Raw genomic sequence first — 26,976 nt, 5'->3', positions numbered from 1 at the left:
GGATACGGACGTGGCTACGCATTCGGCGGCTGCGGAGACCCAACAGGGTGGCACTATTGTGAAACGCTTCGATGTCAGGCAACAGCCCACTCGAGTTTCGGACGTAGAGCTGTTTCCTCTCTCCGCCGCGCAGCGTGCGACCTGGTTTGCGCAGCAACTCGAGCCGAAGGTGCCGATTTCGATAGCGCACTACGTCGAGTTGCGTGGAGTTCTCGATGTCGACCTGCTGCGCAGGGAAACCCGGACGGTCGCACGGGAGTTTCAGTCGCCCTTGCTCAAAGTGCTCGAGGTCGACGGCCAGCCGATGCAGTACGTGGACAACTCGATGGAGATCCCGGTCGAGCTCATCGATTTCCGTGACTACGACGATCCGATGGTCGCTGCACACGAGTGGATGCAGCGGGATTATCAGACCACTCTTGATCTCGGAATTGATCGACTGGTCGAGACCTCGGTGCTCTGCGTGGGTGAGCTGCACTATTTGTGGTACAGCCGAATTCATCATGTCGCACTCGACGGATTTGGTGCGATGACGCTGATGAATCGTATTGCGCACCGATATTCGGCAGCAGTCTCCGGAGGCGAACCGGATCCGAATCGCGCTGCGCCACTACGCAAGCTGTACGACATCGACAGTCGCTACCGGTCGTCGGATCGGTTTGCCGCCGATCGCGAGTACTGGGCGGAGAGGAACTCAGACGGTACCGGTTCAGCCCTGGCGACCGGGCACGAACCGGCAGTCGCTGCGAGCAAACTCCAGAGCGCTGTGCTGTCCGGGGAATCGTCTGCCGAACTCCTGGAATCCGAAGGTCAGGCGGCTACGATCATCGGAGCGCTGGCCTGTTATTTGGCACGTCTCACTGCGAAAGACGCTGTACTGGTGCAAGTTCCGATGTCAGGCCGAACGACGGCGGTACTGCGCGAGTCCGGCGGCATGATGGTCAATGTTGCGCCGCTGTCCATCTCGGTCGACGAAGGGGATACCGTCGCGGAACTCGTGTCCCGGGTTCAGCGTGAGTTGATGGGCGCACTACGCCATCAGCGCTGCAGTCTCGAAGACATTCGCCGCGACATCGGTGTCAGTACAAATGGTGTCAGTACAAATGGTGTGAGCAGCGATGACGCATTGGCCGGGCCGATGGTCAACGTCATGATGTTCCGACAAGAAGTTCAGCTCGGCGCGATGGTGGGTGAATACCACATCGTCACCTCGGGGCCGGTGGAAGATCTCCTGGTCAACGTGTATCCGAGCGCGGATCAACTGTTCGTCGACTTCCGGGCGAATCCGAACAGGTACGCGGATTCGGTGTTGCGTGCGCATCACGGGCAGTTCGTCGAACTGCTGGAAGAACTGATCGCGGCGGCTCCGGATGTGCGGCTTGCGACCATTCACGACCGCTCCTTCCGCACTGGCGTGAAACTGCGCCGTGAGGCCGAGCAACTCGAGTACTGGAAGAACCAGCTCGCGGGGATGCCCGAACTGCTGAGTCTCCCGTCCGACCGAATTCGACCCGCGGCGCAGTCGTTGAGCGGCGATCGGGTTGACGTTCGGATCAGCGCTGACACACATCAGCACCTGATCGCGCTGGCTCAGGAACACAACACCACAATGTTCGAGGTGCTGCACGCTGGGTTCGCGCTCTTGACGAGCCGCCTGTCCGGTGTGCTCGATGTGGTGGTCGGGACGCCGGTGTCGACAGGATCGAACATCGTCGTGTTGCGCAACCAGGTGGCACCGGATAAGTCCTTCTCGCGACTGTTGGGCCAGTTTGTCGAGGTCGACGCGGAAGCGTTCGAGCGCGCCGATATACCGTTTGATCGGTTGGTGGGGGAGCTGGAGGTCAAGCAATCCCCTGCGTATTCGCCTGTTGTCCAAGTGTTGTTCGAGAGCGGCCTCGGGCGCGGCCTCGAGACCGGCCTCGAGACCGGCACTGCCGCGGAGGAGACTGGCAACGGTATCGGCCGATTCGACCTTCGGGTATCTGCGGAAGAAACGTTCAGCGACGACGCCGCACCGTCCGGCATCAATGTGACGCTGGGGTTTGCCACCGATCTGTTCGATGCCGACACTGTGACTCGTCTCGGAATTCGATACCGAACAATTCTGGAGGCGGTCACCGCCGACCCTGAGACGGTAGTCGGTGACATAGGCATTCTCTCCGAGGACGAACGGGGAGCGCTCCTTCCGGTCCAGGCCGCGCCGGGACGTTCGCAGCGCACCCTGCCGGAGTTGTTCGATGCGGCGGCGCGGGCGCATCCCGACGGTATCGCGCTGTCGTATCAGGGCGCCTCGGTAACCTATCGAGAACTCGACGAACGTTCGAACCAGTTGGCGCGCGTGTTGGCTGCCCGCGGCATCGGATCGGAAGATCGTGTGGCGCTGGGTATGACACGCTCGGTGGAGTCGATCCTGGCCATGCTCGCCGTGGCAAAGTCCGGTGCGGCATTTGTTCCCGTGGATCCGACGTATCCGACTGAACGAATTCAACACATGCTGATGGACTCCGGCGCTGTCGTGGGGTTGACAGTTTCCGCTGAGCAATCGTCATTGCCGAATTCGATTCCGTGGATGACTCTCGATGACAACACCTTTCGCGATCATTGCGCGGCGATGCCGATTTCGGCAGTCACCGACGCCGAGCGAGCGCGACCACTTCGCCGCGAGAATCCGGCGTACGTGGTCTACACCTCGGGTTCCACGGGGCGACCGAAAGGCGTGTCGGTCACCCACACTGGACTGGACGGCTTTGCTGCTGAGCAACTTTCACGGTTCGGTGCTACACCGAACTCTCGAACGCTGCATTTCTCGACCCCGAGCTTCGACGCGTCGATCTTCGAGTATCTTCAGGCGTTCGGGGCCGCAGCCACCATGGTGATCGCTCCGCGCACGATCTACGGCGGCGAGGAGTTGGCCCGCTTCCTGAAAACCGAACGGGTCACCCACGGATTCATCACCACCGCCGCACTCGGATCAACACCCGCCGACGGCCTTCCCGACTTTCAGGATGTTGTGTTCGGCGGTGAGGCATGCCCGCCGGAGCTGGTGCAGCGGTGGGCCCCTGGTCGCAGGTTGTGCAATGCCTACGGGCCGACCGAGGCCACCGTCATGGCAAATATCAGTACGCCGATGTCGCCGGCAGGACCGATCACTCTGGGTGGCCCGCTTCGCGGGTGTGTCGAAGTTGTCCTCGATTCGAGGTTGAATCCCGTCCCGGACGGTGTTGCCGGTGAGCTCTACATTTCCGGTGAGGCCCTCGCTCGCGGGTATCACGGAAAACCGGCTTTGACCACAGAACGGTTTGTGGCCAGCCCCTTTGGCCATGCTGGTGACAGGATGTACCGGACTGGAGATGTGGTGCGCCGCCGCGGCGGCACGCTCGAATACGTCGGGCGCAGCGACTTTCAGGTGAAGGTCCGCGGGTTCCGCATCGAACTGGGTGAAATCGACACTCTCCTGCTTGCTCATCCGCGGGTGCGGACTGCTGTAACCGTGGCACGAACCGCGCCGTCAGGCGATACGGTGCTCGTCTCGTATGTTGTGCCCGCCGACGGGCAGGTGCTGTCGCCCGCCGACCTGACGGAATACGTGGGGGAACATCTGCCCACGTATATGGTGCCGGCGGCGATGGTGTTGCGCGACGAGTTGCCGATGACGCCGGTGGGGAAGCTTGATCGTGCGGCGTTGCCTGCGCCACAATTTCTGCGCGGCGCCGACGAATTCCGTGCTCCGCTCGACCCGCTGGAGCAGGTTGTTGCACAGATCTTCTCCGATGTCCTCGGGGTTGAACGGATTGGCCTGGGCGACAGCTTCTTTGATCTCGGCGGAAACTCCCTTGTGGCAACCAGGCTGATTGCTCGGGTCAACGCGGCAGAGGGGGTCGACCTTGGTGTACGGAGTCTGTTCGAGGCTCCCACCGTTGACGCGCTGGCGGTGGAAATTCGCGGTGCGCGGACCGCCGCTCGCTCCGGCCGTCCGAATCTGAACGCGCAACCTCGTCCCGGCAGAGTCCCTGTTTCGCTTGCGCAACAACGTATGTGGTTCGTCAATCAGTTCGACGTATCGTCGGCCGCGTACAACATTCCGATGGTGGTGCGGCTGGCAGGAACGTTGGATGTAGATGCGCTCCGGGCCGCAATGACAGACGTGATCAACCGCCACGAGTCGCTCCGCACCGTGTATCCGGCGTCGGTGGACGGTCCTCTTCAAGTTATTGTTCCGCCGGCGCAGGTGATCCCGGATTTGATTCCGCTTGTCGACGTCACGCGCTCCTCGTTGGATGCGCGGATTTCCGAACTTGCCGGTCGGGGTTTCGACGTGAGTGCCGATGTGCCCGTTCGCAGTGCGTTGTTTCGGATCAGTCCCGATGAGCATGTCCTGGTTCTTGTGGTACACCACATTTCGGCGGACGGAGCGTCCCTGGCACCGCTCGCCCGCGACCTCACGGCGGCATACGCGGCGCGAGCGGCGAGGCAGGATCCGAATTGGCTCCCACTACCGGTGCAGTACGCGGACTACAGCCTGTGGCAACAGGGTGTTCTCGGCCTCGACGACGATCCGGGCAGCGTCATGTCCGCACAATTGGGGTACTGGAAGTCGACGCTGTCCGGCGTCCCCGCCGCTATCGACTTACCGCTGGATCGGCCGCGGCCGGCGCAGCGATCGCTGCGCGGTGAGACCGTCGAGTTCTCGGTTCCCGCGGAATTGCACAGTGAAGTCCTCGAACTTGCGCGCCGGCACAACGCCACAGTGTTCATGGTGATGCATGCTGTGCTTGCGGTGATGTCGGCGCGGCTGAGCGCATCGGCAGACATAGCAATCGGGACACCGACAGGAGGTCGTGGTGAGGAGGCACTCGACGACCTGGTCGGGATGTTCGTCAACACACTGGTGCTGCGGACGGCCGTACATTCTGCCGCGACCTTCGAACAAGTACTGGCCGGCGTCCGTGAGGTGGATTTGGCGGCGTTCGGCCACACGGAGGTGCCCTTCGAGAGTGTCGTCGAAGCATTGGCTCCGGAACGCTCGACGTCGCAATCACCGCTCTTCCAGATCTTGCTGGAGTTCCAGAACACGGTCGCGCCCCACCTGGAACTCCCGGGCCTCACAGTGGACGTCGTACCGGTCGATTCCGGCGTCGCAAAATTCGATCTGCAGTTGACGCTTGCGGAACGCCGTGACGACATGGGGTCGGCAGCAGGCTTTGCGGCGTCGTTCACGTACGCGTCGGACATCTTCGATCGGCACACGGTCGCAGGCTTCGGGGAGCAGTTCGTTCGAATTCTGAGCGCTGTAGTAGCGGATTCGAACACCCCTGTCGGTGATGTAGACGTGGTCGATTCGCATGAGCGCGACGTGGTTGTGGGGGTGTGGAACGAGACGGATCGACCGATTCCGTCGGTGACGTTGGCTGATCTGTTCGATGGGCAGGTGTTACGGACACCGAATGCGCCAGCTGTTGTGTTCGACGGAACGGTGCTGTCGTATCGGGAGTTCGGTGAGCGGGTGAATCGGCTGGCCCGATTCCTGATTTCGGTGGGTGTTGGTCCGGAATCGCGAGTGGGTGTCGCTATTTCTCGTTCGGTGGAGTTGTTGGTATCGGTGTATGCCGTGCTCGAAGCAGGTGGGGCGTATGTCGCGATCGATCCGGGCCAGCCACCGGACCGGGTGGGGTTTGTGGTGGGCGCCGCGGATCCCGTGGTGGTGCTGACAACTTCGGGTGAAGGTTCGGTATTGCCCGCCGGTGTGTTCGTCGTCGAGTTGGATCATGTTGATGTGAGTGAGTTTTCGAGTTCACCGATGACAGATTGTGACCGGCTCACTCCACTGCGGCCGGAACATGCGGCGTATGTCATGTTCACGTCGGGATCGACGGGTCGGCCGAAAGGTGTGGTGGTTCCGCACGCGGGAGTAGTCAACCGCCTGCTGTGGATGCAGGATCGCTACCCTTTGGACGCCAGTGACGTGGTGCTACAGAAAACGCCGGCGACGTTCGACGTCTCGGTGTGGGAGTTGCTGTGGCCGTTGCAGGTTGGTGCGCGGTTGGTCATCGCAGAACCGGGTGGGCATCGTGATCCGGCATATCTCGCGGGCGTGATTGTCGACCAGTCGGTGACAGTGGTGCATTTTGTGCCATCGATGTTGGAGGTGTTTGTTGCCGAGGCGTCGGCGGCGCGGTGTTCAGGTATCCGGCGAGTGTTTGTATCGGGTGAGGCGCTGCCGCCGGGGACTGCGCGGCGGATGCGTGAGTTGATTCCCGGTGCCGGGCTACACAACTTGTACGGTCCGACGGAGGCGTCGGTGGATGTGACGTCCCACGAGGTCAGCGATGTCGACACGACAGTAGTGCCCATCGGTGCGCCGGTGTGGAACACCACGGTGTACGTGCTGGACGGGCGCTTGCATCCGGTGCCGGTGGGTGTTGTGGGGGAGTTGTATCTCGGTGGTGTGCAGTTGGCTCGGGGGTATTTGGGGCGGGCTGATTTGACGGCGGGTCGGTTTGTGGCGGATCCGTTCGGGGTACCGGGTGAGCGGTTGTATCGGACTGGGGATCTGGTGCGTTGGGTGCGGAGTGGTATTGCGGGGTCGAGCGGAGTGAGGGGGAATGTTGCTGCTTTGGGTGAGTTGGAGTACGTCGGGCGTAGTGATTTCCAGGTGAAGTTGCGTGGTCAGCGGGTAGAACTCGGAGAGGTCGAGGCAACGCTGGCCCGGTGCGACGGGGTAGCGCAGGCGGTAGTGGTACTGCGGTCGGGGGTCGCGGGCGATTATCTCGCCGGGTTTGTGGTTCCCCAGCCAGGGGCGACAGTTGACGAGCGAGTGATCTTGGAGCGGGCCGCCGCCGAGCTTCCGGGGTTCATGGTGCCGTCAGTGCTGGTGGTGATGGACGAGTTGCCGGTGACGGCAAATGGAAAGCTGGATCGGAAAGCGCTGCCGGAAACAGATTTCGAAGCCGGTGCTGCCGGATATCTTGCACCGCGCAATCCGATCGAGGACATTGTCGCCACTGTATTTGCGGATCTACTCGGAGTCGCGAAAGTAGGTACGCACGACAATTTCTTCGACCTCGGAGGGAACTCGCTGATCGCCACGAGGTTGGTCGCAAGGATCAATGCCGTGGTCGGGGACAGGATAGGAGTGCGGGACGTATTCGACGCTCCGACCGTCGCGGATTTGGCGGCATTGGCGCAGTCGAATGACGGTGTGGAATCCAGACCGCCGCTGAAGCCGCGGGGTGGTACTGCGGAAGTCCCACTGTCGCTGGCGCAACAGCGGATGTGGTTTGTCAATCAGTTCGACACGTCGTCGTCGGCGTACAACGTCGCGTTTGCGTTGAGGTTGGACGGCGCGCTCGATATCAGTGCGCTGCAGGCAGCTTTTGGGGACGTCGTCGAACGACATGAGGCAGTGCGCACAATCTTTCCGCTCACCGATGACGGCCCACACCAAGTGGTCGTGCCTACCGCGAGTGCAGTGCCTGACCTTGATCCCATCGCAGTGTCCGGTGACGCAGAGCTTCGCGAGAAGTGCGTGCAGGTGCTGGCCGAGGGCTTCGACGTGACAGAGCAGGTCCCGCTGCGTGCCGCTCTGTTCCGGCTCGAAGGAAAGGCGGCTTCTCATGTCCTGGCAGTCGTGGTGCACCACATTGCTGCCGACGGTTTCTCGATGGCGCCGCTGGCCCGAGATGTCATGGGCGCGTATTCGTCACGTGTGCTGGGTTCGGCACCGGACTGGGCACCACTCGAGGTTCAGTACGCCGACTACACGTTGTGGCAACGCGAGTGGCTGGGTTCGGAATCCGATGAGCAGTCGCTGATGTCGACGCAGCTGGCGTATTGGAGCAACACGCTCGCTGACCTGCCCGAGGTGTTGGAGATTCCCACCGCCCGTCCGCGTCCCGCTGTTCGTTCGCTTCGCGGCGGACACGTCCCGTTTTCGATAGATCCCGAGGTTCATGCGGGCGTGGTGGCTCTGTCGCGGGAATACAACGTCACGGTGTTCATGGTTGTGCACGCGGTGTTGGCGGCAATGTTGGCGCGGTTGACTGATTCCGACGATATCGCCGTCGGCACACCGATCGCGGGTCGTGGTGAGAGGGAGCTCGATGACGTCGTGGGCATGTTCGTCAACACGCTTGTCCTGCGCACCACGATCGACACGGGCGCGACATTCGCCGAATTGCTCCACACCGTCCGGGAAGCTGATCTGGGTGCATTCACGCACGCGGAAGTTCCCTTCGAACGTGTTGTGGAAGTGGTGAATCCGTCACGGTCGACCGCGCATTCTCCGCTCTTCCAGGTCATGCTGGAGTTCCAGGACATCGAGCGTCCGACCTTGGAACTTCCCGATCTGCAGGTGAGCAGTGTCGATGTCGAGATCGACACCACCAATTTCGATCTGCAATTGACAGTGTCGGAACGCGTGGACGCCGACGGTAACCCAGGCGGCATGGATGCAAAGTTCGGTTATGCCACAGACCTTTTCGACAGTGATTCTGCCTTGACGTTTGCGCGGCGGCTGCAGCGAATCCTCGTCAGTGTCACCGCTGATCCATCTGCAAGGGTCGGAGATATCGATATCCTCGACGCTGGTGAACGTGACGACCTGACCCCGGTTCGAGGTAAGGAGGGAGTGGACCCGCACACGGTGCCGGATCTGTTGGCAGCCGCAACCGCTCACGATCCGAATGCTGTTGCGCTGATCTATGACACGCGTGAGGTCAAGTACCACGAACTCGACAAACGCTCGAATCAATTGGCCCGCATGCTGATCGAGTACGGTATCGGGCCCGAGAACGTAGTTGCACTATGCGTGTCGCGATCCGTCGAGTCCATTCTGGCGCTGTGGGCTGTGGCCAAGACGGGTGCCGCGTTCCTTCCCGTCGATCCACATCATCCCTCTGCGCGGATCGAATACATGCTCACCGACTCCAGCGCAGTGTGGGGCGTGACCGGGGCGGCGCACCACGCCACCCTTCCCGCTGTCGTGCCCTGGTTGGTACTGGATGAACCGGGCTTCGACGAACGACTGTCGTCCTACCCGTCGTCGGGGATCAGCGATGAGGAGCGGACATCGACGATTCGGATCGATAATCCGGCGTACCTGATCTATACCTCCGGGTCGACCGGCACACCCAAGGGCGTCGTTACGACACACCGCGGTCTGCACAGCTTTGCCGTTCAGGAGCGCGAAACATTCGGAACCACAACGCAGTCGCGGACACTGCACTTTGCGTCGCCCAGCTTTGACGCATCGATCCTCGAATTGTTGTTGGCGACCGGTGCCGGCGCCACGATGGTGATTGCGCCGCCGTCCGTGTACGGCGGAACCGCTTTGGCGGAACTGCTCGAATCCGAGCAGGTCACGCATTGTTTTGTCACTCCGGTGGCACTGGCGTCGGTTGAACCGGCAGGTCTGTCTTCGCTCGAATGCGTGGTGACGGGTGGGGAGGCTTGCCCGCCCGAACTGGTGGCACGATGGGCGCCGGGTCGGCGGATGTTCAACGCCTACGGACCGACCGAGACGACAGTAGTATCGAGTATCAGTCCGCCCCTTGCGCCCTCGGACCCGGTCACCATCGGTGCCCCCACGCGCGGTTTCACTGAAGTTGTGCTCGATTCGCGGCTTCAGCCGGTACCGGTGGGTGTTGCCGGCGAGTTGTATCTTGCCGGTCCGGCTCTTGCACGTGGTTATCACGGGCGGTTCCGCCTGAGCGCCGAACGTTTTGTGGCCGACCCCTTCGGCCCGGGCGGAACGCGCATGTACCGCACCGGTGATCGGGTGCGGTGGTCGTCAGATGGGCAATTGGAGTACCTCGGGCGCACTGATTCACAAGTGAAGATTCGTGGTTTCCGCATCGAACTCGGCGAAGTCGAATCGGCGCTTACTGCGCATGAGCACGTGGCTCATGCCGTTACCGACGTATGGAACGGTGACGGCAGCGGCGACCGGTTGATCGGTTACGTGGTGCCCGAACCTGGCGCGATAATCGACTCGAAAGAAGTTCTCGACGTCGCCGCTGGGCGACTGGCGTCGTACATGGTCCCCGCGACGCTGGTGATACTCGGATCTCTTCCCCTCACGGTTCACGGGAAACTTGACCGCGCGGCGTTGCCGGAGCCTGACTTCTCGGCCGCGGCGACACCGAATCGGCCACCGCGAACCGAGACCGAGGCATTGCTTGCCGGACTGTTCAGCGAGGTACTCGGACTGGAATCGGTGGGCGTTCACGATTCTTTCTTCGCGCTCGGCGGGGACAGCATCATGTCCATCCAATTGGTAGCCCGCGCAAAGGCTGCCGGTGTGATCCTGAGTCCCCGAGACGTTTTTGATCACAGAACCGTTGCAGCGCTTGCTGAATCGGCGCGATTTGAGGGTGACGGCGTGGATACCCTCGATGAGTTGCCCGGTGGCGGTGTCGGTTTCCTGCCCTTGACCCCGGTCGCGTCGTGGATGCTCGAACGCAGCGGCGGCCAACTCGACCGATTCTCTCAAGCCTTGCTGCTGGCAGCGCCCGCCGGCCTCACGCAGAACGTTCTTGCTCTCGCAGTCCAGGAAGTGCTTGACCACCACGACATACTTCGGGCGCGTCTGATCGTGGACAACAGTGCACACCGGGACATGGCAAGACCTGGCATGGAGGTGCTGCCGCCAGGTTCGATCACGGCGGACGCAGTGATCAGTCGGGTGCTCGTCGACACGGTTGACGGGGATAATTTTGCTGCCTTGGCCGCCGCGGAACTCGAGGCCGCTGCCGACCTTCTGGATCCGGCCACCGGCGGCCTGCTGCGCATTGTCTGGTTCGACGCCCCGAATGCCAACGGCCGACTCCTTGTGGTGATTCATCACCTCGCGGTAGACGGCGTCTCGTGGCGCATCCTCGTCGCGGATCTTGCGTCGGCAGTGGGACAAGTCCAGGCCGGTGAAACGCCTTCTCTCGCGCCCGTGGGTACGTCGATGCGACGCTGGTCTCATGGCCTGCGCGAACGCGACCGCAGCAGTGAAATCGACCTGTGGACGAGCATCCTGGACGGCCCCGATCCGTTGATCGGGTCGCGTCCACTCGATCCCACTATCGACGTCGAAGCGAGTGTTGGCACCGTCACCGTCGACGTGCCGCCAGCCGTTACACGTAGTCTGCTCACCACATTGCCGACGGCTGTTCACGGAAGCGTTGGCGACGGGTTGCTTGCCGCCGCGGCGCTGGCTCTCGTCAGTTGGCGGCGTCAACAGGGCTCTGCGCGTCAAGAGGGCACTGCGCGTCAACAGGGAACTGCGCGTCAAGAGGGCACTGTTGCGGCAGACGCGCTGATCACACTCGAGGGACACGGCCGCGAGGAAAATGCAGTCCCCGGCGCGGAGCTTTCCCGCACCGTCGGATGGTTCACCACCGTGTATCCGGTGCGGCTGGATCTCGGCGGGATCGATGTCGACGATGCGCTGGCCGGTGGTCGTGCCGCCGGGCAGTCGGTCAAAGCCGTCAAGGAGCAGTTGCGTGCGATCCCGGATCACGGCATCGGCTACGGAATGCTGCGATACCTCGGCGTCGAGGGAGCGTCGCTCAGCCAATATGGTTCTCCTCAAGTCAGTTTCAACTATCTGGGACGAGTGAGCACCTCCGACGGAACGCAAGACTGGCTACCGGTCGCGGGCAGCAGAGAGCTCGGTGGGACGCAGAACCACACCATGCCGGTCGCGTCCGTGATCGACATCAACGCTGCCGTCGAGGACGGTCCGGACGGTCCGCATCTGACCGCGACGTTCACCTACCCGACCGGTGTGATCAACGAGGACGAAGTCGCGGTGTTTGCCGAACTGTGGCGTCGTGGCCTCGAAGGACTCGCTGCTTACACATCGGTGCCGGGTGCGGGTGGACTTACCCCGTCCGATGTTCCACTTGTGTCGGTGAGCCTGCAGCAGATCGAATCTTGGGAGGAGCGATTCCCCACAGTGAGCGACGTGTGGTCGCTCTCGCCGCTGCAGGAGGGGTTGCTCTTTCACGCCGCGGTGGCCGCAGAAACCGTGGACGTGTATACCGCACAGCTGTGCATCGAGTTGGAAGGTTCCGTCGATGCGGGGCGCCTGCGTTCCGCTGCAGCAGGTTTGGTGGCCCGTCACCCGAATCTGCGTACCGCGTTCGTCTACGGAAGCGACGGTGCTGCCGCTCAAGTGGTTGTCGACGACGTGGAGATTCCGTGGCAGGAGGTGGATCTGACCGGATACGGATCGGCCGCCGACGAGGAATTGCGACGCTACCTCGACGCGGATCGCAGTGCCCGGTTCAATCTCGACTCACCTCCGTTGCTGCGTCTGACTCTGCTGCGAACTGCACCCGATCGATCAGTGCTTGCGGTGACAAACCATCACATCATCCTCGACGGTTGGTCGATGCCCTTGCTGGTGCGCGAGCTTCTGACGCGGTACGCTGCCGACGGAACCCCGGTGGATCTGCCGGAGTCTGCTTCGTACCGCAATTATCTGACCTGGTTGGCACATCGGGATTCCGAAGCGTCAGCACAGGCGTGGGAACATGCGCTGCGCGGTGTCACCGAGCCGACGTTGCTGGCGCCTTCCGCGCCTGGCGGGCACCGGGCTGTGCCGGCCGAGGTCGACATCGACCTGCCCGCTTCGGTGCTCGATGCCCTGACTGCCACGGCCCAGCGCAGCGGGGTCACGATGAACACAGTGATTCAGGCTGCGTGGGGTGTTCTACTGTCCCGCTTACTCTCTCGTGACGACATCGTATTCGGCGCCACTGTCTCGGGGCGATCACCGGAACTGCCCGGTGTGGAAAACATGCTGGGGTTGTTCATCAACACGTTGCCCGTGCGAGTGCAGGTAGATCCTGACGAGACCTGCGCACAGTTGCTGGTTCGGATGCAGGAGGAGCAGGCCGCTCTTCTCGATCATCACGAGGTGGGGCTCGGTGAGATTCAGGCCCGCGTCGGTGTGGGCAACCTGTTCGACACGCTGTCGGTATTCGAGTCGTACCCGGTCGACACGTCAGGGCTGGATGATGACGTGGACATCGCCGGTATGCGGGTGACGGGGTTGGATGCTCGCGACGCGACGCACTACCCGCTGACCCTGCTCTCGATCCTCGAACCCCGGTTGCGTCTGAGCCTGCGCTATCAACCATCGATCTTCGACGCCGCGACAGTCCACCTGTACGCCGATCGGTTGACGAGGATTCTCGAAACGATTGCTCTCGACGACTCAACACCGGTCGCTGAAGTCGACATCTTTGCCGACGGTGAACGGGAGTTGGTGCTGGATGAGTGGAATGCGACGGAGCATCGCGTGCCCGCTGCGACCTTGGTGGATCTATTCGACGCACAGGTGGCACGCACTCCGGACGCTGGTGCGGTGGTGATAGATGGCTCAGTGTTGACGTACGCGGAGTTCGATGCGCGCGTGAACCGACTAGCGCGACTGCTGATCGGTGCAGGCGTGGGTCCGGAGTCGCGGGTGGGTGTTGCGGTGTCTCGGTCGCTGGAGATGCTGGTGGCAATCTACGCCGTGGGGAAGGCCGGCGGGGCGTACGTTCCGATCGACCCCGATCAACCTGCGGAGCGCGTCGCATATGTGGTGGGAGCGGTTGATCCGGTGCTGGTGCTCTCCACCGCTGCCGAGCGGGCTGTGCTGCCCGGGGGCATGACGGTCGTGGAGCTGGATCATGTTGACGTATCGGAGTATTCGCCGGATACGGTACGCGAGTGCGAGCGGATTTCGCCGCTGCGACCGGAGCATCCGGCGTATGTGATGTTCACATCGGGATCGACGGGCCGGCCGAAGGGTGTGGTGGTTCCACACGAGGGTGTGGTGAATCGGTTGCTGTGGATGCAGGATCGGTATCCATTGGACGTCGGTGACGTCGTGCTACAGAAGACGCCGGCGACGTTCGACGTCTCGGTGTGGGAGTTGTTCTGGCCGTTGCAGGTTGGCGCTCGACTGGTGATCGCCGAACCTGGTGGGCATCGTGATCCGGTGTATCTCGGCCGGGTGATCCGCGACGAGTCGGTGACGACGGTGCATTTTGTGCCGTCGATGTTGGAGGCGTTTCTCGCCGGCGCAGATGTCGGCGGTTGTGACACGCTGAGGCGGGTGTTTACCAGTGGTGAGGCGCTGGCAGCATCGACGGCGGCGCGTCTGCTGAGGTGCAGTGATGCAGAATTGCACAACTTGTACGGTCCGACAGAGGCGTCGGTGGACGTGACATCCCACGAGGTCAGCGAACTCGACACGACAGTAGTGCCCATCGGTGCGCCCGTGTGGAACACCACGGTGTACGTGCTGGACGGGCGCTTGCATCCGGTGCCGGTGGGGGTTGTGGGGGAGTTGTATCTCGGTGGTGTGCAGTTGGCTCGGAGCTATTGGGGGCGGGCTGATTTGACGGCGGATCGGTTTGTGGCGGATCCGTTCGGGGCGAACGGTGAGCGGTTGTATCGGACTGGGGATCTGGTGCGGTGGGTGCGGAGTGGTATTGCGGGGTCGAGCGGAGTGAGGGGGAATGTTGCTGCTTTGGGTGAGTTGGAGTACGTCGGGCGCAGTGATTTCCAGGTGAAGTTGCGGGGCCAGCGGATCGAATTGGGGGAAATCGAGGCAGTAATGGCGCGCCAGGAGGGGGTTGCGCAGGCGGTAGTGGTTCTCCGAAACGGCGACCCCGGGGATTTCCTCGCTGCCTATGTTGTTGCCGCGCAAGGCCTAACGCTGGTCGAACGAGAAGTGCTCGACGCGGCAGCGCAGGATCTACCTGCGTACATGGTGCCGTCGGTGGTGACAGTGCTAGCGGCACTACCGGTGACCGGGAACGGCAAGCTGGACCGAAAAGCCCTGCCGGAACCTGAATTTGCCGCAGTGGTGTATCGAGCTCCGAGCACACCGGCACAGGAAGTAGTCGCGCAGGCTTTTGCCGACGTGATCGGCGTTGATCGCGTCGGCGCCGACGACAGTTTCTTTGCACTCGGCGGCGATTCGCTCAGTGCTACCCGAGCAGTGGGACGGATCAACAGTGCGTTGAACACCGAATTGGGCGTGGCCGGGTTGTTCGACACACCAGTGGTTTCCGCGCTTGCTGCCAGGCTCGAGTCGACTGCACGAACCGAACTCACCCAACCCGCACTGGCGGCGCGGGCGAGGCCCGATCGAATCCCGTTGTCTGTCGCTCAGGCCCGGATGTGGTTCGTCAACCAGTTCGACACGTCCTCGTCGGCTTACAACATCCCGGTTGTCCTGCAGTTGGACGGCGCACTGGATGTGGAGGCTCTGCGTGCGGCGCTGGGCGATGTGCTGGACCGGCATGAGTCCTTGCGTACAGTGTTCCCGGGTTCTGCGGACGGACCGCGTCAGCTGATACTCGAATCCTCGGATGTCGCGCCGGACCTTCGTCCGATTCCCGCACTCGATCAGGAACTTCACGATGTGATCGAGGGCTTCATCGGCACGGGATTCGACGTCACCACGGATCTTCCGATCCGAGTGCAGTTGCTGCGACTGGCTCCCGAGCGGCACGTTCTTGCCATTGTCGCTCACCACATCTCGGCTGACGGATTCTCGATGACACCGCTTGCCCGGGATGTCATGCTCGCGTACACCGCTCGCGCGCAAGACCAGAGGCCCCAGTGGGCGCCGTTGTCCGTGCAGTACGCCGACTACAGCCTATGGCAGCGGGAGGTTCTGGGCACGGAGCAACAATCGGAGTCGGTGGTCGCCGATCAGCTCGAATACTGGACCGCAGCGTTGGCAGGCATCCCCGAGGTCATGCCGTTGCCCTTGGATCGCCCGAGGCCGATTCAGCGGTCCACCGAAGGTTCCGTGATCCCGTTCGACATTCCTCTCAGCGTGCATCGTGAACTGGTCGAGATTGCGCATCAGAGTAATTCGACGTTGTTCATGGTGATGCACGCAGCGCTGGCAGCGCTGTTGGCACGGTTGTCTGGCTCGGGTGACGTTGCGGTGGGGACGCCGGTCGCAGGCCGGGGTGAAGCATTGCTCGACGACGTGGTGGGGATGTTCGTCAATACGCTGGTGCTTCGAACCCCGGTATCGCCGGGATCTTCCTTTGCAGACGTGCTGAGTGTGGTGCGATCAGTGGATCTCGGGGCGTTCGGGCATGCGGATATCCCCTTCGAGAGGCTGGTGGACGAGCTTGCACCAGAACGGTCTACGTCGCATACGCCTCTGTTTCAGGTGGTCATCGAATTCCAGAACGCCAGCCACCTGCGACTCGAACTACCTGAGTTGACTGTCCGCGAACTCGACGTCGATCTGGACGTGGCAAAATTCGACTTGCAACTCAGTCTCATCGAGCGGGTCGACGGGCACGGGTCGCCGGCCGGGATCAGCGCCGGGTTCCGCTATGCAAGTGACGTTTTCGATCAGGCATCGATTCAACGTATGGCAGAGCGATTTGAGCGTGTGATCGCAACCGTGGCCGAGGACCCCTCGGTTGCGGTAGGTGATATCGACATACTGCTGCCGACAGAACGCGAGCGTGTGCTCCTGGACCCGAACCGCCGGGGCGTTGGTGTCGGACCGATGTCACTGGTGGATCTGTTCGATCGGTCGGTGGCGTCGGCGGGTGATGCGGTTGCGGTGAGCTGCGACGGCAATGCGGTGACGTACCGCGAACTCGACGGGCGGGCGAACCGACTCGCGAGGCTGTTGGTGGCGCGGGGAGTGGGCGCGGAAACTCTGGTAGCCGTGGCTATGACGCGATCTGTCGATCTTGTTGTGGCACTGCTGGCTGTAGTGAAGGCGGGTGCGGGCTACCTCCCGGTGGATGTGGCTTCTCCGGCGCAGCGACTGGAATTCCTGTTGAGTGATGCCGCGCCGGCCTGCGCTCTCACCACAATCGAAGACTGCGGCGCATTGGAGTCTTCGATTGTCCCCATGATCGTGGTGGACAGCGACGATACTGTGACTGCGCTGCAACAGTTTTCGCCCCTTCCGGTCACGGATGCCGACCGCCTGCGTCCGTTGCATCCCGATTCGGTGGCGTATGTGATCTATACGTCGGGCTCTACCGGACGGCCGAAGGGCGTGCAGGTAGCGCACTGCAACGTGGTCACATTGCTGGCAAACACCCAGGCGCTGTACAAATTCGGCGAAAATGATGTATGGACGATGTTCCATTCCGCCGCGTTCGATTTCTCGGTCTGGGAAATGTGGGGTGCCCTTGCCCACGGTGGCCGCCTGGTGTTGGTCGACTACTTCACTGCCCGCTCACCGGAGGCGTTCCTCGAACTCCTGCAGCGCGAACGCGTCACCGTGCTCAATCAGACCCCGACGGCCTTCTATCAACTGGCGCAGGCAGACCGCCTGGCCGGCGAACCCGACTTGTCGTTGCGGTACGTGATCTTCGGCGGGGAAGCCCTCGATTTCGCGCAGTTGGAACGCTGGTACTCGCGACGCGGCGACACCGCCCCGACTTTGGTCAACATGTACGGCATCACGGAAACAACGGTGCATGTCAGCTACCTACCTCTGGATCACGACCTTGTGCGCGACGTATCCGCATCGGTGATCGGCCCGGCATTGCCCGGACTCCGCGTTTACGTGCTCGATGATCGGCTGCATCCGGTGCCACCGGGCGTGGCCGGCGAGATGTACGTCTCGGGCACGCAGATCTCACGTGGTTATCTCGGTCGGTTCGGACTCACGTCGGCACGATTTGTGCCGGACCCCTTCACACCTGGGGCGCGTATGTACCGGTCCGGCGACCTGGCGCGATGGAATGCGCAGGGCCAGTTGGAGTATCTCGGCCGCAACGATCAACAGGTGCAGGTGAAGGGTTACCGGATCGAGCTCGGCGAGGTCGAGTCGGCATTGTTCGCCGGCGCTGGGGTGGCGCAGGCTGCGGCGGTGGCACGCGGTGACCGGTTGGTGGGCTACGTTGTGCCCGAAGCCGGCGCGGTGATCGACCCGGTTGCGCTGCTCGATCAGGCCGCGGAGGGTTTGGCATCTCACATGGTGCCGTCGGTTGTCGTGGTCCTGGATCAACTGCCCCTGACCGGGAATGGGAAGCTCGACCGAAAAGCTCTACCGGAACCAGACTTCGGGCAACAGGTGCGGGTGAGTCGAGCTCCGGGTTCCGAGAACGAACGCATTCTCGTCGATCTGTTTGCCGAAGTTCTGGGACTAGGCACAGTAGGCGTCGACGATTCGTTCTTCACCTTGGGCGGCGACAGCATCATGTCGATCCAGTTGGTGACCCGGGCCAAGGCAGCCGGAGTTCTGATCACACCGCGAGACGTGTTCGAGCGTAAAACCGTTGCGGCGCTGGCCCAGACAGCGCGAACGAGTGGCGACGAAGTTGTTCTTGACGAACTGCCAGGCGGCGGTGTCGGCGAGATCGCGTTGACCCCGATCGCGGCGTGGATGTTCGAGCGTGGCGGCGATTTCCGCCGATACTCGCAGTCTGCACTCTTCACGGTTCCGGGGAACATGGATGAAGACACTCTGACGACGGCCGTGCAGGTAGTCCTGGACCGGCACGACGTTTTGCGGTCGCGGCTACACCACACCGCGCACGGCTATTCACTAGAGGTGATGGGCCAAGGTTCGGTGAAGGCATCCGCCGTGGCGCGGCGGGTTCCGACCGCCCCCGAACCAACCACCACCGCAACCACGGCCACGGATACAGCGAGGGAACTTGATGCGGCAGTGGGGCGGTTGGACCCGGAGTCGGGTGTCATGGTGCAGATTGTGTGGCTCGACGCCGGTCCGGATCGAGAGGGCCGCTTGTTGTTTGCCGTCCATCATCTGGTGATGGACGGCGTGTCCTGGCGGATATTGATCCCCGACCTTGCCCTGGCGTGTGCTCGTCTTCAGGCCGGTGTCGAGCCGGCCCCAGCGCCGGTGGGAACGTCGATGCGCCGGTGGTCGCATGCACTGGTCGACGCCGCCCACGATCCGCACCGCGCTGGTGAACTCGACTTCTGGCGACAGACACTCACCGGTCCCGATCCAGCGCTGGGTACACGGGCACTGACACCGCGGGACACCGGAGCCGGCGTCGCGGATATCGAGGTGCGAGTTCCCATCGCGTTGACCGAGAACCTGCTCGTGGCGGTGCCGCAGGCATTTCACGGCAGTGTTGCCGACGGATTGTTGACTGCGCTGAGCCTGGCATTGATCCGGTGGCGTCGTGACCGCGGTATCGCACATGCGGACGCATTGCTCAATCTCGAAGGTCACGGCCGCGAAGAGCACGTCGTACCCGGTGCAGATCTTGCCCGCACTATCGGATGGTTCACGACGATCTTCCCGGTTCGTCTCGATCTGAACGGCGTGGATCTAGACGACGCGTATGCCGGCGGTCCGTCCATGGGCAATGCGATCAAGACGGTGAAGGAACAGCTTCGCGCAATTCCCGAGCGCGGCATCGGTTTTGGGTTGCTCCGATATCTGAACAGCGAAACGGCAAGTCAGCTTTCTCCGCTACCCGATCCGCAGATCAGCTTCAACTACCACGGACGGCTAGGCAGTGCCGGCATGGACAGTTCAGCGGGCTGGGCGCCGATTGACGATGGTGCACTACGCGACGCTACAACGGCAGATCTGCCGCTGGCTGTTGTTGTCGATATCAATGCGATGGCTATCGAGACCGACGACGGTACGGTGCTGAGCTCCACCTGGACGTATCCTCCCGGCGTGCTCACCAGCGAAGACGCACAACAACTTACCCAGCTGTGGTTGGAAGCGCTTGCTGCGCTCGGTGCGTACGCGGCATCGAGTGGGGGGTTCACCCCGTCCGACTTCGATCTTGTCGACCTTCGACAGGATGCGATCGAAGACCTCGAAAGGCGTTGCGCGGACCTGGCTGACGTCTGGCCACTCTCGCCGTTGCAATCGGGGCTCCTCTTCCATGCCGAACTGGCAGACGAGTCCGCCCAGGATCTCGAGTCAGCCCACAACCACGAATCTGTCGACGCCTACCTGGTGCAAGTGGCGCTCGACCTTGTAGGCGACGTGGATTCCGATCGGTTGCACCGTGCCGCCGCCACGCTGCTCGACAGGCATGCCAACCTTCGCACCGCTTTTCTGCACGACGTGGACGGACAGTCCGTGCAGGTTGTCGGGCGCCAGGTACCACCGTTGTGGCGAGAGGTTGAACTCACGGCCGGTGGCGAGCAGAATCTCGAACAGGTTCTGGCGCAGGACAGGTCGACGCCGTTCGACATGACACAACCGCCACTGATCCGGTTCACACTGATCAAGATCACAGCGAGTACGTACACGCTGGTGATCACCAACCATCACATCCTGCTCGACGGCTGGTCGATGCCCTTGCTGGTCAAAGAACTGTTGACGTTGTATGCCGTCGACAGTGACGCGTCGGCACTGCCACGCACCCGCGGGTACCGCGACTACCTCGACTGGATGAGTCGCCGCGATCACGGTGACTCGCGAGACGCCTGGGCCCGGGCTCTCTCCGGGGTGGACGGCCCAACCCTCCTCGCTCCCGTGGATCGGGCGCGTCGGCTGTCCACCGTGGCGGCGGAGTGGGAGTTCGATGTCGGTGAAAAGGGGACTACGCGTCTGCGCGATGTTGCGCGTTCGCGCGGACTGACAATCAACACGTTGGTGCAGGTGTCGTGGGGGATCGTGCTTGCCACGCTGACCGGTCGTGACGACGTGCTGTTCGGTGCCACAGTGTCGGGCCGGCCGCCCGACTTGGGTGGCATCGAAACGATGATCGGACTGTTCATCAACACACTTCCCGTTCGGATCAGTCTGCGCACCGACGAGACGCTGGGTGAATTGCTCGATCGGGTTCAGGTTGAGCAGGCAGCGTTGTTGGATCATCACTACCTCGGACTCGCGGAGATCCAGGACGTCGGTGGTCCGGAGATCGGATTCGATACGTTGACCGTGTTCGAGTCGTATCCGGTTGACCGCGAAGGATTGTCGACCGACACCGATATCGCCGGAATGAGAGTCACCGGTGTAGAGGCCAAGGACGCCGCTCACTATCCGCTGAGTCTGGTCGCGTCGGTCGACACCAAGTTGCACCTCAAATTCGAGTACCTTCCCGACGTTTTCGGTCCGAATGCAGTCGAATCCATGGCGCGGCGCCTGCATCAAGTGCTCGACGCGTGTGTTCGCCCAGACCTACCTCTGGCCGCCGTATCGTTGTTGACCGACAGCGAGCGCAGCGAACTGGTGCCGGTCCGTGGCTCCAGTGGCGGTTCGATTCGCACTTTGCCAGAGATCTTCGACGACGCCGCCACGCGTGATCCGGACGCGCTCGCCGTCGTGTCGGAGGACGGCGACATGAGCTTCGAGGAGTTGGACCGACGCTCGAATCGAGTTGCCCGATTGCTGATCTCGCGTGGCGTTGGCCCGGAGAACTTTGTGGCGGTGGGGATTTCGCGCTCTCTCGATTCGGTGCTGTCGATAGTGGCGGTGGCAAAAACCGGCGCCGCGTTTGTGCCGATCGATCCGAACTATCCGGACGAGCGCATCTCCCACATGCTCGCAGATTCGGGAGTGAGCCTGGGTGTCACCACTGCCGATCATCACGATCGTCTCCCGGGAACCGCGCGCTGGCTGGTTCTCGACCACCCCGATTTCGTGGGCGAATGCGAGGAACACTCCGGGGCGCCGGTGACAGATGCCGACCGAATCCGTCCGATCAGGATGGATAGCGCCGCGTACGTCGTGTACACCTCAGGGTCCACCGGCTTGCCCAAAGGTGTCGTGGTCACGCACCGCGGTCTCGACAACTTCGCCCGTGATCAGATCGACAGGTTCTCGGCGGGCCCCCGATCTCGAACCTTGCACTTCTCGACGCCGAGTTTCGACGGGTCGCTGTTCGAATATCTGCAGGCGTTCGGCGCGGGCGCGACGATGGTCATTGCGCCACCAGACGTCTACGGCGGTGAGGAACTCGCCCGTCTGTTGGCCGAGCAGGACGTGAGCCACGCATTTATCACCACTGCGGCGCTGGCATCCCTCGATCCGGCTGGGCTCGAACATCTTTCGGACCTCGTGGTCGGCGGTGAGGCGTGCCCGCCCGATCTGGTCGCTCGCTGGGCGCCGGGTCGACGGTTGTACAACGCGTACGGGCCGACCGAGACCACGATCATGTCCAACATCAGCGCACCGATGGTGCCCGGCGACCCGATCACTATCGGTGGACCTATCCGTGGCGTGAGTGAACTCGTACTCGACGCTCGGCTGCAACCGGTGCCAGTGGGCGTGCCCGGCGAGCTCTACCTGGCCGGGGCCGGATTGGCGCGTGGATATCACCGGCGACCAGGGCTGAGCGCCGAACGTTTTGTTGCCAATCCCGCCGATCCGGGAGCGCGCATGTACCGCACCGGGGACATCGTGCGCTGGACTCCGGAGAAGCGCATCGAATACGTGGGTCGCAGTGACTTCCAGGTCAAGGTTCGTGGTTTCCGCATCGAACCTGGTGAAATCGACGGTGCCCTCATGGCGCAGCCCCAGGTCGGATTTTCGGCCACGATCGCGCACCGTGGCTCAGCCGGCGACACCCTGCTCGCGTCGTACGTCGTACCGACCGCTGGAGGTGCGCTCGACGGCGAGGTTCTCACGCGGGCGTTGTCCGCGAGCTTGCCCTCGCACATGGTTCCCTCCTCGATCACAGTGCTGGAGCGCATTCCGCTGACAGCAGTGGGCAAGCTCGACCGTTCAGCCTTGCCCATCCCCGACGCCCTGTCACGGACCAGGCCCTTCCGAGAGCCGACGGGGTTTGTTGCGCAATCAGTTGCGGAAGTCTTTGCCGATGTACTCGGCCTCGAACGGGTGGGTGCCGACGACGATTTCTTCGAACTCGGTGGCAATTCGCTCAGTGCAACTCGGGTCACAGCCAGGCTCCGGACTGTGCTCGGTGTTGACAGCGGAGTGCGGGATCTCTTCGAAGCGTCGACCGTCGACGGTCTGGCCTCGCGCATCGAGCAACTGCGCACAACTGAGCCACTGGGTACCGCAGAATCCGGGCGTGCGCCCCTTGCTGCACGCACCCGGCCGGGAGACATTCCACTCTCGTTCGCTCAACAGCGAATGTGGTTTGTCAATCAGCTCGACACCAGTTCTCCCGCATACAACATTCCGATCGTGGTCCGGTTGAGCGGCAAACTCGATGTGGCGGCGCTGGATTGGGCGGTGTCCGATCTGGTTGCCCGGCACGAGTCGCTGCGAACGATGTTCCCCATCCGCGGCGCTGCACCCGTCCAGCAGATACTCCCGACCGAGAATGCGGTGGAGACTCTGCTGCCTCACCGCGTTGCGGACGAGCACGAACTGCATGACGAGCTTGCCCGTCTGGTATCGGCGGGATTCGATGTCACCGCGCGTATTCCGTTGCGAGTCGCCCTGTTTGAGCTCACTGACACCGAACACGTTCTGGCCGTTGTGGTACATCATATTTCGGCCGACGGTTTCTCGATGTCCCCGCTTGTTCGGGACGTGATGACGGCGTATCAGGCGCGCACCAGCGGTGCCGCGCCGGACTGGGCGCCGTTGCCGGTGCAGTACGCAGATTACGCGTTGTGGCAACGAGAGGTACTCGGTGACGATGACGACCCGGAGTCGGTGATCGGAGAGCAGCTTGCCTACTGGCGCGACGCGCTGGCCGGTACCCCGGATCTTCTCGAACTGCCGCTCGATCGTGACCGGCCGGCGCAGCAGACCTTCCATGGCGCTCGTGTGCACTTCACTGTTGGACGCGACCTTCATCGCCGCATCCGGGAGCTGTCGCGCCGGCATCAGTCCACCGAGTTCATGACTGTGCACGCTGCGCTCGCGATCCTGCTGGCGCGTCTCGGCAGCACTGACGACGTGGTGATCGGGACGCCCATCGCCGGCCGGGGAGATCGCGCTCTCGACGACCTGATCGGCATGTTTGTCGGCACGCTGGCTCTGCGAACGAAAGTCGAACCAGCGCACTCGTTCCGCGCGCTGGCAGCGCATTGCCGTGAAGTTGATCTCGGGGCCTTTGCCCACGCAGATGTCCCCTTCGAACGAGTGGTCGACACGATCGGTCCGAGCAGGTCGACGGCGTATGCGCCGATAGCCTCGGTGTCGCTCGAGTTCCAGAACAACGATCGGCCGGTGCTGACACTGCCGGAGTTGGAAGTCGGAGGACTCGACCCCGAGCTCGACGTAGTCAAGGTAGACCTCGAATTCCTGCTGGCGGAGGAATTCGACGACGACGGTGCGCCGACGGGGATGAGCGGTGCCGTCGACTTCGCCACAGACCTCTTCGACACGGAGACCGTTGCCGGGTTTGCCGACATGTTCGTGCGCATTCTCGAATCCGTCACCGAGAACCCGGACCTGCCGATCGGCGACATTCCGCTGCTGGGCGAGATGGATCGTCGCATGATGGTGCCGGCGCTCGGAGAGCCGGCAGTGCAACCTGAGTTGTGGCCCGAGTTGCTCACGAGCGCCGCGGCGTTCGACCCGGATTCGGTGGCGTTGACCTACGAAGGTCGCCACGTCAGTTATCGCGAACTCGACGAATGGTCCAACAGGGTGGCCAGGGTCTTGCGAGCGCGTGGAGTTGGTCCGGAAACCTTTGTGGCATTGGGGATGCCGCGGTCGATCGAATCCGTCGTGTCGATCTGGTCGGTGACAAAGGCAGGAGCGGCGTTTGTGCCTGTCGATCCCGCATACCCGCGCGAGCGTATCGACTACATGCTCGCCGATTGCCGTGCTTCGGTCGGGCTCACAGTAGCGGGCAGTCGAGGTCGATTACCCGATACGGTTCCCTGGCTGGTACTCGACGACGCGGATTTTGCGGAGCGTGTGGCCGCGGAGTCGGCGGACGAGGTCACCGACCGGGATCGGACGTGCCCACTGCATCTCGAACATCCGGCGTATCTCATCTACACCTCGGGTTCGACCGGAAAGCCGAAGGGTGTCAACGTCACTCATCGCGGGTTGGCGAACCTTACCGCTGAAACGCGGGAACGATTCGACGTCACTCATGATTCGCGGGTATCGCAATTGGCTTCTCCGAGCTTCGACGCGTCCGTGTTCGAGTTGATGATGGCCTTCAGTGCGTCGGCGCGTGTGGTGATCGTTCCGCCCGCGGTGTTCGGCGGCAGTGAATTGGCCGACCTCCTTCGCGACGAGGAGGTCACCCATGCCACCATCACGCCCACGGCGCTGGCGGCATTGGGTGACAACGGCTTCGAGTCGCTGCACGTCCTCGATTTGGTGGGGGAGGCCTGCCCGCCAGATGTAGTTGCGCAATGGGCGCCAGGTCGTAGCCTGCACAACGGGTACGGACCGACGGAAACTACAGTTCAGGCCAGCGTCAGCGCACCGATGCGGCCAGGAGAAGGGGTGAACATCGGGGCGCCTGCGCTAGGTTTCGGCTTCCTTGTCCTCGACGAGCGACTGCAGCCCGTCCCGTTGGGTGTTCACGGCGAGTTGTACATCATCGGACCCGGCATGGCGCGCGGTTACCACAATCGAACCGTCCTCACCTCGGAACGGTTTGTCGCGTGCCCGTACGGTGAGCCGGGGCGCCGGATGTACCGAACCGGAGATGTGGTCCGGTGGCGCGAGTCGGCGAACGGCGGGACGGGAAATGGAGTTGGCCACACGCTCGAGTACATCGGACGTAGCGACTTCCAGGTCAAGGTTCGAGGGTTCCGTATCGAACTCGGTGAAATCGATGCCGTTCTCGTGCGTCATCCGTCGGTGGACTTTGCCGCCACCATCGGTCATACCGCTCCATCGGGTGACACCGTTCTCGCGTCGTACGTGCGAGCAGTGGACGGACACCAGGTGGAGCCCGCAGACCTACGGGCCTTCACCGCGGAGCGGTTGCCGTCGCACATGGTGCCGTCTGCGGTGGTGGTACTCGATCGCATCCCGATGACGCCGGTGGGTAAGCTCGATCGAAAAGCCTTGCCTGCACCGGAATTCGGTTCGATCGGTGCGGAGTATCACGCGCCGACCACCAAAACCGAACATTCCGTCGTGGACGCTTTCGTCGAAGTTCTCGGAGTAGATCGGGTGGGTACCGCCGACAGTTTCTTCGACTTGGGTGGCAATTCGCTCATCGCGACCAGAATAGTTACTGCCCTGCATGCCCGATTGGATCGCAGAATTCCGCTTCAATGGATGTTCCTCGACCCCACGCCGGCGGGGATCGCCAGGCGCCTCGATATCCCGACAGCGAGCAGCGACCTGGAAGAGGCTCTTGCCGTGGTGATTCCGCTACGCGCCGAGGGGAGCGGTAGGCCGTTGTTCTGCGTGCATCCCGGAATCGGATTGTCGTGGGGTTACGCGGGTTTGGTGCAGTACCTACCGCCAGATCGGCCCGTGTACGGGTTGCAGTTGCCGACGATCAGCGACGACGGCGACTACCGGTCGATCGAACAACTCGCGAACCGCTATGTAGAGGAAATCGAGGCCATCGCGCCCAACGGTCCGTACGATTTGCTCGGCTGGTCGCTCGGCGGGGTCATCGCACACGCCATGGCTGTCGAACTTCAATTGTCGGGTCGTGAGGTCGCCACTTTGGCTGTCATGGACAGTTATCCCGACAACGGTGAGGTGGCACCGCAGGGCGGACTCGATGTTCGAGATCTGTTGCGCGGACTCGGATTGGAGATCGAATCGGGAGGTGAGATGACTTTCGAACACGCCGCTGCACTGTTGGACGAGTCGCTCGGGACCGAGACCGGCATACGCGGAAAAGACCTCGAACGGATTGCCGTGGGATACGAGAACTCGCAGCGGATCGGTCATCAATTCGTCCCGCAAGTGTACGACGGGAACCTGCTCATCTTCCCGGCCACTGGGGATGGGGACAGCGATACTCGGGAGCGGTCACCGCAGGAATGGAAGCCGCTCGTGACCGGGAGGATCGACGAGATACCTGTCGACTGCTCCCATAACGAGATGATCGAACCGCAGGCCATGACCATCATCGGGCCGGCACTGGCACGCGCGCTTTCCGCTGATTCCTGAACCCGTGTCCATACGGTACCGAT

Annotated in this window: 1 protein-coding gene; it reads left to right on the top strand. The window is 62.5% G+C overall.

All coding sequences use genetic code 11. From position 1 onward, the window contains the following. The first annotated feature begins 58 nt into the window (after window positions 1–58). Window positions 59–26,953 carry a non-ribosomal peptide synthetase gene (locus C7T36_RS00710; protein WP_084703012.1) on the top strand — a complete coding sequence of 8,965 codons (26,895 nt, stop codon included), beginning with the start codon at window positions 59–61 and terminating at the stop codon, window positions 26,951–26,953. Window positions 26,954–26,976 lie beyond the last annotated feature (23 nt).

Source organism: Rhodococcus sp. AD45-ID (assembly GCF_003023755.1).
Classification (GTDB): domain Bacteria; phylum Actinomycetota; class Actinomycetes; order Mycobacteriales; family Mycobacteriaceae; genus Rhodococcus_F; species Rhodococcus_F globerula.
The sequence above is the reverse complement of the archived record's forward strand: the minus strand, read 5'-3'. Positions and strand labels throughout refer to the sequence as shown.